Source organism: Pseudoalteromonas rubra, from assembly GCF_000238295.3.
Taxonomy (GTDB): domain Bacteria; phylum Pseudomonadota; class Gammaproteobacteria; order Enterobacterales; family Alteromonadaceae; genus Pseudoalteromonas; species Pseudoalteromonas rubra.
Genome location: NZ_AHCD03000035.1, coordinates 400,957 through 413,453, shown reverse-complemented (window position 1 = coordinate 413,453; position 12,497 = coordinate 400,957). Strand labels below are relative to the sequence as shown.

The 12,497-nt window shown below is 45.7% G+C and carries 11 protein-coding genes and 7 tRNA genes; 6 read left to right on the top strand and 12 right to left on the bottom strand.

Annotated features, from left to right (window positions below; all coding sequences use genetic code 11):
- Window positions 1-567: 567 nt before the first annotated feature.
- From PRUB_RS12875 to PRUB_RS12835, 9 genes are all read right to left on the bottom strand, one after another.
- Window positions 568-644 (bottom strand) — tRNA-Val (locus tag PRUB_RS12875).
- A 41-nt stretch (window positions 645-685) separates the two neighbouring features.
- Window positions 686-762 (bottom strand) — tRNA-Val (locus PRUB_RS12870).
- 41 nt (window positions 763-803) lie between these two features.
- Window positions 804-880 (bottom strand) — tRNA-Val (locus PRUB_RS12865).
- A gap of 41 nt (window positions 881-921) precedes the next feature.
- Window positions 922-998, bottom strand: a tRNA-Val gene (locus PRUB_RS12860).
- A gap of 41 nt (window positions 999-1,039) precedes the next feature.
- Window positions 1,040-1,116, bottom strand: a tRNA-Val gene (locus PRUB_RS12855).
- Window positions 1,117-1,157: 41 nt separating this feature from the next.
- Window positions 1,158-1,234, bottom strand: a tRNA-Val gene (locus tag PRUB_RS12850).
- A 39-nt stretch (window positions 1,235-1,273) separates the two neighbouring features.
- Window positions 1,274-1,350 (bottom strand) — tRNA-Val (locus tag PRUB_RS12845).
- 126 nt (window positions 1,351-1,476) lie between these two features.
- Window positions 1,477-2,466 (bottom strand): DUF3080 family protein, encoded by a 990-nt coding sequence (locus PRUB_RS12840; RefSeq protein WP_010384487.1) that lies wholly within the window; start codon window positions 2,464-2,466, stop codon window positions 1,477-1,479.
- A complete protein-coding gene (locus tag PRUB_RS12835) occupies window positions 2,438-3,793 on the bottom strand; it encodes an MATE family efflux transporter (RefSeq protein ID WP_010384488.1) in 1,356 nt (451 codons plus the stop codon). Before PRUB_RS12835 ends, PRUB_RS12840 begins: the two co-directional genes overlap by 29 nt.
- A 138-nt stretch (window positions 3,794-3,931) precedes the next feature.
- Between PRUB_RS12835 and PRUB_RS12830 the strand changes: the two genes are divergently transcribed.
- Window positions 3,932-4,573 (top strand): riboflavin synthase, encoded by a 642-nt coding sequence (locus PRUB_RS12830; RefSeq protein WP_040645239.1) that lies wholly within the window; start codon window positions 3,932-3,934, stop codon window positions 4,571-4,573.
- Window positions 4,574-4,729: 156 nt separating this feature from the next.
- Here PRUB_RS12830 and PRUB_RS12825 read toward each other — a convergent pair whose 3' ends face one another.
- Entirely contained in the window at window positions 4,730-4,933 is a 204-nt protein-coding gene (locus tag PRUB_RS12825; protein WP_010384490.1) for a CPXCG motif-containing cysteine-rich protein, read from the bottom strand.
- A gap of 78 nt (window positions 4,934-5,011) precedes the next feature.
- A complete protein-coding gene (locus PRUB_RS12820) occupies window positions 5,012-5,866 on the bottom strand; it encodes a fructosamine kinase family protein (RefSeq protein WP_010384492.1) in 855 nt (284 codons plus the stop codon).
- Between the two features lie 135 nt (window positions 5,867-6,001).
- Between PRUB_RS12820 and PRUB_RS12815 the strand changes: the two genes are divergently transcribed.
- Window positions 6,002-6,694, top strand: a complete 693-nt coding sequence (locus PRUB_RS12815; protein ID WP_010384493.1) for a DUF445 domain-containing protein — start codon at window positions 6,002-6,004, stop codon at window positions 6,692-6,694.
- Window positions 6,695-6,797: 103 nt separating this feature from the next.
- Here PRUB_RS12815 and PRUB_RS12810 read toward each other — a convergent pair whose 3' ends face one another.
- Window positions 6,798-7,157 (bottom strand): DUF3718 domain-containing protein, encoded by a 360-nt coding sequence (locus PRUB_RS12810; protein ID WP_010384494.1) that lies wholly within the window; start codon window positions 7,155-7,157, stop codon window positions 6,798-6,800.
- 620 nt (window positions 7,158-7,777) lie between these two features.
- Here PRUB_RS12810 and PRUB_RS12805 point away from each other — a divergent pair.
- The 4 genes from PRUB_RS12805 to PRUB_RS12790 all read left to right on the top strand — a co-directional run bounded on the left by PRUB_RS12805 (window position 7,778) and on the right by PRUB_RS12790 (window position 12,479).
- Window positions 7,778-9,160 (top strand): amidohydrolase, encoded by a 1,383-nt coding sequence (locus tag PRUB_RS12805; RefSeq protein WP_010384495.1) that lies wholly within the window; start codon window positions 7,778-7,780, stop codon window positions 9,158-9,160.
- 10 nt (window positions 9,161-9,170) lie between these two features.
- Window positions 9,171-10,415 carry an amidohydrolase family protein gene (locus tag PRUB_RS12800; protein WP_010384496.1) on the top strand — a complete coding sequence of 415 codons (1,245 nt, stop codon included), beginning with the start codon at window positions 9,171-9,173 and terminating at the stop codon, window positions 10,413-10,415.
- Window positions 10,416-10,579: 164 nt separating this feature from the next.
- Window positions 10,580-11,650 carry a sensor histidine kinase gene (locus tag PRUB_RS12795; RefSeq protein ID WP_010384498.1) on the top strand — a complete coding sequence of 357 codons (1,071 nt, stop codon included), beginning with the start codon at window positions 10,580-10,582 and terminating at the stop codon, window positions 11,648-11,650.
- 4 nt (window positions 11,651-11,654) lie between these two features.
- Window positions 11,655-12,479 (top strand): LytR/AlgR family response regulator transcription factor, encoded by an 825-nt coding sequence (locus tag PRUB_RS12790; RefSeq protein WP_010384499.1) that lies wholly within the window; start codon window positions 11,655-11,657, stop codon window positions 12,477-12,479.
- Window positions 12,480-12,497 lie beyond the last annotated feature (18 nt).

Sequence of the window (12,497 nt, the reverse complement as noted above, 5' to 3'; positions counted from 1 at the left end):
CTGGTCCGGGTCATAGAGAGTGGTGGTGCTCTGAATAGATGCGCGATGGTTTTACAATTGAGGAGTTAATTAATAACAAAAGTAGATTGGTACGACCGAGCGGATTTGAATCGCCGACCTCTGGTCCGGGTCATAGAGAGTGGTGGTGCTCTGAATAGATGCGCGATGGTTTTACAATTGAGGAGTTAATTAATAACAAAAGTAGATTGGTACGACCGAGCGGATTTGAATCGCCGACCTCTGGTCCGGGTCATAGAGAGTGGTGGTGCTCTGAATAGATGCGCGATGGTTTTACAATTGAGGAGTTAATTAATAACAAAAGTAGATTGGTACGACCGAGCGGATTTGAATCGCCGACCTCTGGTCCGGGTCATAGAGAGTGGTGGTGCTCTGAATAGATGCGCGATGGTTTTACAATTGAGGAGTTAATTAATAACAAAAGTAGATTGGTACGACCGAGCGGATTTGAATCGCCGACCTCTGGTCCGGGTCATAGAGAGTGGTGGTGCTCTGAATAGATGCGCGATGGTTTTACAATTGAGGAGTTAATTAATAACAAAAGTAGATTGGTACGACCGAGTGGATTCGAACCACCGACCCCCACCATGTCAAGGTGGTGCTCTAACCAACTGAGCTACGGTCGTACAATAGTAAGCGTTTTAAAAATCAATCCATCAAGATTAATTGGTACGACCGAGTGGATTCGAACCACCGACCCCCACCATGTCAAGGTGGTGCTCTAACCAACTGAGCTACGGTCGTACAATAGTAAGCGTTTTAAAAATCAATCCATCAAGATTAATTGGTACGACCGAGTGGATTCGAACCACCGACCCCCACCATGTCAAGGTGGTGCTCTAACCAACTGAGCTACGGTCGTACAATAGTAAGCGTTTTAAAAATCAATCCATCAAGATTAATTGGTACGACCGAGTGGATTCGAACCACCGACCCCCACCATGTCAAGGTGGTGCTCTAACCAACTGAGCTACGGTCGTACAATAGTAAGCGTTTTAAAAATCAATCCATCAAGATTAATTGGTACGACCGAGTGGATTCGAACCACCGACCCCCACCATGTCAAGGTGGTGCTCTAACCAACTGAGCTACGGTCGTACAATAGTAAGCGTTTTAAAAATCAATCCATCAAGATTAATTGGTACGACCGAGTGGATTCGAACCACCGACCCCCACCATGTCAAGGTGGTGCTCTAACCAACTGAGCTACGGTCGTACAATAAACGCTTAAAAGCATTAATCTATTAAGACTAATTGGTACGACCGAGTGGATTCGAACCACCGACCCCCACCATGTCAAGGTGGTGCTCTAACCAACTGAGCTACGGTCGTACAATGTTGAGCAACTATGACTGTTTTGTTGCATTAGGTCACTTGCCAACGGCCGCTAATATATAGCGAGCGTTCGAAGGGATCAAGTAAATTTGCTAAATTAATGTTTGTTTGCACTTTTTTCGTTCATACCGGTGTAACTTTACACACTTTGTAGAAGCCTTGCCACCATTGGGCATGCTGTCTGCTTGACGACTTCAGCTCAGTCATCAGTGCCGCTGCATGATCCGGGTATAACGGGTGAGGGATAGCTTGTGAAATTTGAGCGAATGAGTTACTCAGTTCCTGTAACTGATTACTGAGTTGAGACTGGTATGGTTGCAATTGTGAAATAGCGTATTTATTGAAAATATTATGCAACACCTTAGCTTTTTTCTTGTTTTTACCTTCAGGGCAAACCGTTTTTTGCAGATCAATTTGCGACAGCCATGCTGTCAGGCTGCGATTCCAGCTGATTTGTCTGCGCGCACTGGTCATTAAAGTTTGGATATAGCTGTTATTGTTTAATTTACTTAAGGCCGGCGTTATTTTCTGTGAGTCAATGTTTTCAGGGGCAAGTAAACTGTTTGCTACAGACGCAAGCACAGCCAGGCCCTCATTGGCCTGTATCTCATTGTCTGTGCCTCGCTTGTCAGTTTCTTCAAATGTCAGTCTGTTAAATTGGTTTAGTTCGGGCTCTGCTGAGAGCATAAATGCGAAATACTGAGGCAACGCCGTGCGCTTTTCTTCGCTCGCCTGGCGAAGAATGTTTTTGACTTCCTGATCCTGAGTTTTGGTATCCTGAATACAGCGTTCAGCCAGCTGGATAAAGCGAACCTGATACTTGAATACTTCACTGGGAACAGCCAGTTTACCGAGTTGGTTATTGTGTCGTGCAACGTCCTGGGCCAGCGCACAATGTCCCAGGTTGGCTAGCTGCAATACAGAGAGCTTAAACGAGGCTTCAGGCCTGGTGGCTGTGTATTCAGCGATAGGGGATAGTTTGTCAATGCTGGGCGGAGGGGTGTCCAGCACATTGGCCAGCCTGTTGGCATATTCCAGGTTGATGTCACTGGCAGTGGGTGTACAGGCCACTGCCAGTAGCAGGCTAAACAGGATCGGGGCGTAACGTATCAAGCCGTTTCCTCACAAAATATAGAAGTAGTATAGCGGCGCAAGTCAAGCCGACGATAATGCCTATCCAGAACCCTCTGGCACCCATGGCCGATGTCAGTATGTCGGTTTTTGCCAGCACAAAACCTAGGCTGAACCCAATCAGCCAGTAAGACACAAAGGTGACAATGGTGATGGGGCTGGTGTACTTCAATCCACGCAATACACCATTGGCAGCAACCTGCAAAGCATCTGGCAGTTGATAAATACATGCCAGCACGATTATCCCAGAGGCCAGTAACGCCACTTCGGTATTTTGAGTATATACCCAGGCAATCTCATTTCGGATCACGTAGGTAAAGGTCGCAACAATCACTGACACTACCACTGCACAGACAAAGCTGGTATAGACCGAATTAACCAGTTTGGGGTAATTGCCTTCTCCTGACAAGGTTCCAATACGTATTGCGATCGCCATAGAAAGGCTAAGAGGGAGCATAAACAGAATGGTCGTTATGCTGGCTGCGATTTGGTGTCCGGATACAGCGATGGCCCCGAGATCGGCAATAAATAGTGGAATACAGGCAAATAAAGTCACTTCAAAAAACGTTGCGAGGCAAATGGGCAAACCCAGTTTTACTATTTGAAATAAGGTTGCAGCATGCGGGCGTGCGAAGGCTGTGATCAACCAATGTCCGTCGAGATATTTATTGTTGAAGCTGTAAATCAACTGAGCGATGGCCATGACCCAAAATACTAAGGTTGTTGCCAATCCACACCCCGCGCTGCCCAGCGCGGGCATGCCTAATTTGCCATAGATAAATACATAGTTGGCAAAAACATTGACGACCAACCCAAGCAAACTAATGTACAAGGCCGCTTTTGTGTTACCTACGCCTTCTGTGACATTACGGTAAACTGAAAACAATAAAAAAGCAGGTAGTCCCCATTTTACAAAGTCAATGTACTGTTGTGCTAAGTCTGTGATAGCACTCGCTGCCCCGATACGTGCAAAGACCAAAGGAGTGAAGGCACTGGCAATAAAACCAAGTGAAGAGAGTATCAGTGCAAGGTAGATACCCTGCTGAAAGTACGTTTTAATACCGTCACGTTGTTTGGCCCCATCGCAGTACGCAACCATACTGGTGATTGCCAATAGAATACCCTGTAAAGAAAAGGTCATCGGGTTCCAGGTGCCGGTTGCAATTGACAGTGCAGCGAGATCTTCGGCGCTGACTTGTCCCGCCATCATGGTGTCGACAACCGACATAAGTACCAGCGTGATTTGGGCAAAAAAGACGGGGGTGGCAAGACGCACCAGGCGCTTTGCTTCCCATAAAGCAAATTTCATACTGAGTCTGGACTTCCTAAAACGTTAATCTTAAAAAACTTCTTTAAAACTTACCACTTTTATCTGATAAAAGCGCAGTTTAATCTGATGAGTGTTTGGGTTACACTGCGCGGCATTATTCTCGAAAATCTGAGTGTTATGTTTACCGGAATTGTACAGACTCAAGCGACAGTGGTTAGTGCTGTGTTGCGCGAAGGGATCATGAAGCTGGTGTTGTCGGTTGACAGCCGATATTTGGAAAAATTGACTCATGGTGCGAGTATCGCAATTAATGGATGTTGTCTGACCGTCACAGATTTTGAAGTAAGAGGTGCAGACGTCGTCGGACAGGTGTCTTTTGATGTGATCGACGAAACGCTCCAGTTGACCAACTTGAGTATACTACAACAGGGTAGTCGGGTTAACTTTGAACGCTCTGTGACCTTTGGTACTGAGTTGGGTGGGCACATTGTATCTGGCCATGTGCATTGTCAGGCAACCATCATGGCATATATTCAGGAAGCCGATAATTGCCGGATTAAACTTGCTATTCCTGAGGAGTGGAAAAAATACATTCTTTATAAAGGGTTTATCAGTGTTAACGGTGCAAGTTTGACGGTAGGCAAACTAGAAGAAGATGGTTTCTGGCTTCATCTCATTCCTGAAACACTGACACTGACCAACATTGGCACAGCTCGCGTTGGCGATCTGTTTAACATTGAAGTTGACCAGCAGACATACACGACAGTGAACACGGTAGAACATTATCTGCGTAAAAACAGGGGCAATTTCTCATTGTGATACCATCCCGGTGGCACGAGTGGCTGAATTTGAGGCGATAATACCGCTGGTACATCCTGTTATCGTTGCGGCGCTGGTATCTGAAGAGACATTGAATACCGTGAGTAGCAAGTGTTGTTCTTAAGCAGGTGGTGATGTGGGCACTGTCAGTGCCCATTAAAAGACTTGTTCGTCGTCTGCATCAACCCTCAGTTCAAGTTTGTTAATTGCGTAATCTATGTGCATGTTCAGATGGATCGGGTTGCAACAAGCTGCGCAATCTTCATAGTAGTCCTGATCACCTTCGCTGGCATCCAGACTAACAAAAATATGGTGGCCACAATGCGGGCAACTAATACGTTGGTCATACAGCTGCTTCATGAGTTTACTCCAACGAGTTTTCCGTTTTTTACATTAATAACTATAGCAGCATTGTGGAGTATTACAGTAAAGTTGCAGTTATTTGCAAAGGTCGTCGATGTGGTTGGCGGCCTGCTTCAGATAATCCCCTGCGAACATATTTGCGTGGCAGAGCAAAGGGTAGAGTTGATAGATACGCCGGCGGTCTTCATACCCTTCCAGTCTGGGGTAAACACTATCATACCCTTCGTAAAACGCATGTGGCAGAGGCGCAAAGAGTTCGCTGGATGCGAGATCTATTTCTCTGTCGCCATAATAACAAGAGGGGCAGAATAAACAGGGTTTACCCTGGGAAAAGGCGATATTGCCACGCCAAAAGTGGCCGTGTAGCAAAGATGGCGCAACTTGATGTGGCAACATGGGTTTAATGCGCTCAACAAACTGGTCGATATCCACCAGTTTGATCCCTTTTTCCGCCAATAGTTGTAATTGCCAGGCGATCCGCTCTTCAGCAAAAAACACTTCCCATTTTTTATGCCACTGGTTTGGCTGGGCTAAATCGAAAAAGTAGTTATCTTCCTCCAGCCCATACATTTTTTGTTCGTGGCGCGCATGCAGCTTGGCGAGTGTGGTGCCACAGGTATACCAATCTTCTAGCTCGCCTGACGTCTCAAGCCATTCAAGCACCAAAAAGCAAAACTCAATACTTGAGCCGATCGTGATGGTATCGGCAACCAGAAAGTCGCTGTCCCGGATCAGTGTGTCATGGTTGCGTGCTTCACACTCAAAGCGTTCCAGCGCCTGAATATGATCCACCTTAACCAGGTAGCAGTGATGATCATTCTCGATTTTAAACAACCGAGCGTGCGCATTGCAGGGCAATTGCGTTTTACGGGTAAACTCGAAAGGTTCATGAATTGCATCACTGATATACTGGTTTACGAGATTCCACATAGTCCCGCCAAGGTTTGAGTACCACACATAGTCTAAACTATGGCCGATTTTTGCTATAACACAAATACTTGTAGAGAGATTTAAATTCACTACAATATGCGGCCGGGCAAAATACTCAGATCATAAGAGGCACTGATGAGTAAAAGTTTAGCGACAAATATCCTGGCCGCTGTGGTTGTACTGCTTGGCTGGTTATTAGAGATCGATGTGTTATGGACTATGGGCTTATTTGCCTTATCAGGAGCTGTGACAAACTGGCTTGCAATACATATGTTGTTTGAAAAAGTGCCGGGTCTCTATGGGTCGGGCGTGATCACCATTAAATTCAAAGAATTTAAAAGCGCTATTCGTAAACTGATACTCGAAGAGTTCTTTAACGAAGATAAGTTGCGTAGTTTCGCACAAAAAAATGAGATTCAGCTGGATCTGAAGCCAGTTATTACGCAAACCGACTTGTCACCGGCATTCAATAAACTGGTACAGGTGATTGAGGCTTCTCAGTTTGGGGCTATGTTGGCGATGGTGGGCGGCAAAGAAGCGATTGAGCCGATGAAAGACAGCTTCACCGATAAAATGAAAGAGGCCTTGTTTGAAATCAGTGAAGGGGAGGAGTTTCAACAGCAACTCTCTGGACTGCTGAGCAGCGGGCAGTCGGTTGATGCTGTGAAAGTAGCTATTGAACATGCGGTTGAAGAGCGTTTAGAAGAACTCACGCCTGCGATGGTTAAAGGTATTGTTCAGGATATGATCCACACACACCTTGGCTGGTTGGTGGTTTGGGGTGGTGTCTTCGGTGGTCTGTTTGGGCTCATTGCTGCTTTGCTTTAAAGGCCAACTTTGTGTTGAATCATTTAGATTGGATAAATCATCTATATGGACGCATCGTGCCGGGTATCAGCAGTTCACGATGCGTCGAGTGAATGACTGACACTTATCTGGAACCAGAAATGACGATTGTCTGTGTGTTATCGTTCATTGCAATGTCTGTGATTGATGTGTCAGTCGTAAAGTCGATATTCAACAGCCCTGCAGTTTTATGCAGGCCAAACTTCTTGGCGAACTGAGGCACTGGCATATCGTTGCAGGTGAGTTTATTGGCAACAATAGAGCGGCTTATCCGATGCTCCGTTAGTTCTTTAATTAAAGTCAGACGGTGGTTAGTTCCCACTGCAACACATAGCTGTGTCGCAATGCTGTTGTCTGCACCTACAAATTCTACTTCTCCTGCGCTGGCAGCCAGGCTGGTGGCCAAAAGGAGGGGGGAAAGCACTAAAGTCGCGGCAAGTTTCATGATCTTCTCCAGATTTATACAAAGCTCACAACAAGTATTGATGCGAATGTTGCAAAATGCTGTAACCGTGAAATAACCGAATGTAAGTAACTGTGTCTGCTGTAAAAATGCTAAGTAACAAATTGATTTTAATGCTATAGTTGTTTCAGGCGTAAGAGAATAATGTGTTCTGTCAGGGCAATTTTTTTTCGATTAACTATTTTTCTTTGTTTCATTATAGTGATGTTTTCCTTTATTTGAGCTTAGATTAATACCTGTGTCAAAAGTATGTCGATACCTGTCTGGTTGTGACTGCAATACAGGTTTGTCGATATTGCATACTGCCGACAATATGCGCTGTACTGAGCTTGTAGTACTCCTAGGGGTTACACTTGGATTCGCTGCATTAATGTACAAAAAATAGCTGCAGATCACGCGGATGTGCTTGATCCCTAGAATGTCATTACAGCCCAAAGCAGGTAGTTTAAAGTCAGCTTAGTCTCTATTGCAGGGAGAAAACTCGAAATGTGCAGGTGGCCGAGCTATATTGTGAACTGTCGAAACTTAGTTGCAATTTTACGTCAATTGTAAGCCAATACTCTGCGGGGTGATCAATCACGCAGAACAATAAGAGAAATATGATGCAAAAATTCAAGCCGACGGCGATTGTACTTGCATTAAGTACAGTTCTTTTAGGGTGCCAGGACAAAGGCCCTCAGAAAGAAAAAGTCACCATTGATAAAAATCCATACCCAAGTACCTACCAGCCTCATAGCTCAGGCTCTACTTTAATCACCAATGCAACCGTACTGACTGGTACAGGCGAGCTGTTGGAAGACACGGATGTATTGCTTAAAGACGGCAAAATCAGTCAGGTAGGAAAAGACCTATCCGCTCAAGCTGACGTGACCATAGATGCTCAGGGCAAGTGGGTCACACCAGGTATAATTGATGTGCATTCACATCTGGGTGCTTATCCAAGCCCATCTGTAGAGTCTCATGCAGATGGTAACGAAATCACTAAGCCGAATACTGCTCAGGTGTGGGTTGAACACTCAGTATGGCCACAGGACCCGGGCTTTAATCGGGCGCGTGAAGGCGGGATCACCACATTACAGATCCTGCCTGGTTCTGCCAACTTGTTTGGCGGTCGCAGTGTCACGCTGAAGAACGTGCCATCTCCAACTATGCAAGGCATGAAGTTTCCGGATGCACCCTATGGTCTGAAAATGGCGTGTGGTGAAAACCCGAAACGTGTTTATGGTGGTAAGGGCGTCGCACCTTATACGCGTATGGGTAACATGGCGGGATATCGTGCCGCCTGGGCTGAGGCGGCCGAATACAAAAATGCTTGGGAACAGTATGATGCGGCTTATGCGGCAGGACTGAACCCAGATGCACCAAAACGTGACATTCGTTTGGATACGCTGCGTGGCGTACTGGACGGCGAAATCCTGATCCACAATCACTGTTATAAAGCAGAAGAAATGGCCATGATGATCGACCTCTCTAAAGAGTTCAATTATCATTCGGGTACCTTCCATCATGGTATTGAAGCTTATAAAGTCGCTGATCTACTTGCCGAGAATGGTAACTGCGCCGCATTGTGGCCGGATTGGTGGGGCTTCAAAATGGAAGCATACGACATGGTGCCAGAAAACGTTGCAATCGTGGATGCCGTTAAAAACTCATGTGCCGTTGTTCACTCTGATTCAGACACCACAATCCAACGTTTGAATCATGAAGCTGCCAAAATTATGAACACGGCGAACCAAGCCGGATTCTCGCTTAAAGAGCAAGATGCAATTAAATGGATCACCTATAATGCGGCTAAATCGCTCGGTATCGAAGAGAAAACCGGGTCGGTCAAACAAGGTAAGCAAGCGGATATTGTTATCTGGGACCGCAATCCATTTAGCGTTTATTCTAAAGCCGAAACCGTCTACATCGACGGTGCCAAAGTATATGACCGCTTCGATGAGAAATATCAGGCGGTGAGTGATTTTATGCTGGGTCAGCGCTAAGGAGTAAATGATGAATAAGTTTAAGATTTCTTTATTGACCAGTGCATTGCTGGCTTCTTCAGCCGCATTTGCTCAGGTTACGGCGATCACCAATGCTAAGGTTCACACACTGACTGACGCGGGTACCCTGGAAGGGGCAACTGTGGTAATTGAAAACGGCACCATCACTGCGATTAACCCTGCGAGTGTTAAGGCCGATGTGACGATTGATGCGCAAGGCCGAGTGCTGACACCAGGTTTTATTGGCTCAATGAACCAGCTTGGACTGGTTGAAGTGAGCGCTGTGGCTGGCTCCAGAGATGCAGGTGACGATAAAGCAGGCGTAGACTTTGATGCCAGTCCGGCTTTCAACCCGCGTTCGTCGCTGATCCCATATGGCCGTAAAGGCGGTATCACGCAAAATGTGGTTGTGCCACATGGCGGTAAGAGCATTTTCGAAGGGTTAGCCTTCGTTGTGGACTTATCCGGTGAGTTTAACAGCGTATTGAAAACGCGTACTGCGTTGATGGTTGATATGGATGCAAGCGGCAGCGGGTCGCGAGCAATGAAATACAAAACGCTGACAGAAAAGCTTGAAGGCCAGCAGCAAAAGTTGTCTGAGAAAAGCAAGAAAGACGACAAAAAAGCAGCGAAGAAGCCAAGTCAGGAAGAACTGATACTGACCGCAGTATTGAAAGGTGAAATGCCAGTTGTTGTTGAAGTAGAACGCGCATCTGACATCCTTGAAGTATTGAAGGTGAAAGAGCAGTTTGGCCTTAACCTCGTTCTTTGGGGCGTTAATGATGCGGTTCTGGTCAAAGAGGAAATCGCGAAGGCGAATGTTCCTGTGGTCATCAGCGCAGTATCTAACCTGCCGACCAGCTTCAGTTCATTACATGCCGACCTGACTAATGCGGGTGAGCTTGAGCGTGCTGGGGTCAAAGTGCTGCTGTCCGGGTTTGCATTCGAGGGGGCGCACAATTTGTATCAGTTGCGCTTCGATGCAGGTATTGCCGTCGCACATGGTATGAGCTACGAAGGGGCGCTAAAAGCGGTTAGTAGCAATATTGCTGACGTATTTGACCTGGACGGCGGTAAGATTGCCTCAGGCCAGCGTGCCGATTTGGTGCTTTGGAGCGCCGACCCATTTGAGTTTACGACAACCTTAGATAAACTCTGGATCAATGGTGAAGAAGTGAGTACAGAATCTCGTCACGATAAGCTAAGAGATCGCTACACCACAGATTCCGATATGCCTCGCGCGTATACTAAGTAATCAAGATATCGACAAAGGCCCGTCAGGGCCTTTTTTATTGCCTAAAAATCGTATTTTTACTCTGTCGATTTGCGTTTAACCGTTAAAAAAGTAAGACCGCTGGCGCTGTTGAATGGGGCTGCCATAGGATATAATTTGGCTAAGTCTTAAGAGGTTATAAACGTTTGAAGTGGCAAGCTCTGGTCGATAATCGACAGCGATTTTTCTGGGTTTTACAAATTGCAGGCTGGATAGGCTATGCATTGGTAAACTACATAGGTTCAAAAGTATTTGAAATGCGCGATATTTACGTTTTTGTGATCGTGCTCAATGCCTATGCCGGTTGTCTGATGACAGTGCCATTGCGTTATCTCTATCGTAAAGTATGGAACGCAAAACCATTATTACTTATTTTTGTTGTTTTTAGCACCTCTTACCTGACAGGCACGCTTTGGTCTGTTGTTCAGAAGTTTAACATGTGGGAAATTTACCGGCATGGATACAGGCCCGAAGAATGGTATTACTACCTTCAGCAAGGTTTGGACTCTGTTTACATTATTTTGTGTTGGAGCGGCCTGTATTTTGGTATTAAGTACTATCAGCTGCTACAAAGTGAGCGACAGAAGGCACTGAAAGCCAATACCATGGCCCACGAAGCGCAACTTAAAATGCTGCGTTACCAGCTTAATCCCCACTTTCTTTTTAATACACTCAATGCAATTTCAACGCTGGTATTGGTTGAAGAGAACAAAGATGCTAATCAAATGGTGTCCAGGCTGAGTGACTTCCTGCGCTACACATTAAACACAGATCCAATCAAAAAAGTACCGCTTGAGCAGGAGTTACATGCACTTAAGTTGTATTTGAATATAGAGAAGGTGCGCTTTGATGAGCGCCTGGAAGTGGTGTTCGATATCACAGAAGAAGCCAAGCAAGCGCTGGTACCTAGTTTGATCATGCAACCGTTAATTGAAAACTCTATCAAATATGCTATTGCGCATATGGCCAGTGGTGGCAAAATCGAGATAAGAGCTCAGGTTTTTGCCAATGAGCTATTGTTAGAGGTGGGTGATAACGGGCCGGGTGCATCAATAGAAAATGGTCAGTTGAGCAATGTCCAGGGGGTTGGTATTGCGAATACCCAGGACAGACTAAGAACATTATACGAAAACAATTATTCATTTGTGCTCGCGCACAATACGCCTTCTGGATTGAAGGTGAATATACGAGTTCCTTTTGAAAAGGCTGAGAAGTAAAGTAATGAGCAAAATCAGAACGCTAATAGTAGATGATGAGTCCCTAGCCAGAAAAGGTTTGGCTGTGCGCTTAAAACAGATAGAAGATATCGAAGTTATCGAGTTGTGCAGCTCAGGGGAGCAAGCGCTTGAGTTGTGCGCCAGTCAACAAATCGATCTGGTATTCCTCGATATTCAAATGCCAACCATGAATGGGTTTGAAGTGGCCAGAGCGCTCAGTGAGAGTGTTAAGCCATTGCCAGCCATCGTGTTTGTCACTGCTTTTGATCATTATGCAGTAAAAGCCTTTGAAATTCATGCTTTAGATTACATCCTAAAGCCCGTAGATGACAACAGACTAAAACAGGCGGTTGAAAAAGTGCATAGCTATTTGAAAACACAACAAGATAATGCTCACAAGAAAAAGCTCGCCAGCTTCGTTGCCGGTATCACAGGCAATAACTGCGAAGAAATTCTGCGTAAATTGGCCACTGGTGACACCATTGAAGACAAGAAGTATCCAGAGTCGATCGCGGTAAAAGAGCAGGGGGAAATCATTCGTGTTTCTGCCGCTTCTATTCAGTGGATTGATGCTGCTGGAGATTATATGTGCTTACACTGCTCTGACGGACAAACGCATATTTTGCGTAAAACAATGAAGGAGCTGGAGCAGGAATTAGACCCTAAACTGTTTGTACGTGTTCATCGTTCTGCCATCGTCAATACCAAGCAGATCAGTAAGCTGGTTACGCAAAGCAGTGGTGAGTATTTGTTGGTGTTAGAAAATGGCCAGGAGCTCAAGGTAAGCCGAAGTTACCGTGACAAAGTAAAAGCTGCATTGGCAAGCTAAACAGTTCTTTACTGATGA

Excerpts from the sequence above, each read along its gene's own strand:
- PRUB_RS12810 (WP_010384494.1), bottom strand. The coding sequence starts at position 7,157 with ATGAAACTTGCCGCGACTTTAGTGCTTTCCCCCCTCCTTTTGGCCACC.
- PRUB_RS12790 (WP_010384499.1), top strand. The coding sequence starts at position 11,655 with ATGAGCAAAATCAGAACGCTAATAGTAGATGATGAGTCCCTAGCCAGA.
- PRUB_RS12825 (WP_010384490.1), bottom strand. The coding sequence starts at position 4,933 with ATGAAGCAGCTGTATGACCAACGTATTAGTTGCCCGCATTGTGGCCAC.
- PRUB_RS12800 (WP_010384496.1), top strand. The coding sequence starts at position 9,171 with ATGAATAAGTTTAAGATTTCTTTATTGACCAGTGCATTGCTGGCTTCT.
- PRUB_RS12830 (WP_040645239.1), top strand. The coding sequence starts at position 3,932 with ATGTTTACCGGAATTGTACAGACTCAAGCGACAGTGGTTAGTGCTGTG.
- PRUB_RS12815 (WP_010384493.1), top strand. The coding sequence starts at position 6,002 with ATGAGTAAAAGTTTAGCGACAAATATCCTGGCCGCTGTGGTTGTACTG.
- PRUB_RS12835 (WP_010384488.1), bottom strand. The coding sequence starts at position 3,793 with ATGAAATTTGCTTTATGGGAAGCAAAGCGCCTGGTGCGTCTTGCCACC.
- PRUB_RS12820 (WP_010384492.1), bottom strand. The coding sequence starts at position 5,866 with ATGTGGAATCTCGTAAACCAGTATATCAGTGATGCAATTCATGAACCT.
- PRUB_RS12805 (WP_010384495.1), top strand. The coding sequence starts at position 7,778 with ATGCAAAAATTCAAGCCGACGGCGATTGTACTTGCATTAAGTACAGTT.